Annotated in this window: 1 pseudogene; it reads right to left on the reverse strand. The window is 55.9% G+C overall.

Features of this window, described 5'->3' with window-relative positions:
* A pseudogene (locus AC056_RS19195) lies at positions 1 to 285 on the reverse strand (IS6-like element IS26 family transposase); the annotation flags it as partial.
* Between the last annotated feature and the right edge of the window lie 121 nt (positions 286 to 406).

The following is a 406-nucleotide window of genomic DNA, read 5'->3' on the forward strand; positions in this document are numbered from 1 at the left end:
GACGGCCCGGTACAGATACGCCCAGCGGCCATTGACCTTCACGTAGGTTTCATCCATGTGCCACGGGCAAAGATCGGAAGGGTTACGCCAGTACCAGCGCAGCCGTTTTTCCATTTCAGGCGCATAACGCTGAACCCAGCGGTAAATCGTGGAGTGATCGACATTCACTCCGCGTTCAGCCAGCATCTCCTGCAGCTCACGGTAACTGATGCCGTATTTGCAGTACCAGCGTACGGCCCACAGAATGATGTCACGCTGAAAATGCCGGCCTTTGAATGGGTTCATGTGCAGCTCCATCAGCAAAAGGGGATGATAAGTTTATCACCACCGACTATTTGCAACAGTGCCCCCCGCCCTGCAGGAACGCCTGCGCCAACTGCATCCCTACGAACTCCCGGAGCTGCTC

The sequence above is a fragment of the Acinetobacter genomosp. 33YU genome (genome assembly GCF_001990725.1).
GTDB lineage: Bacteria > Pseudomonadota > Gammaproteobacteria > Pseudomonadales > Moraxellaceae > Acinetobacter > Acinetobacter seifertii.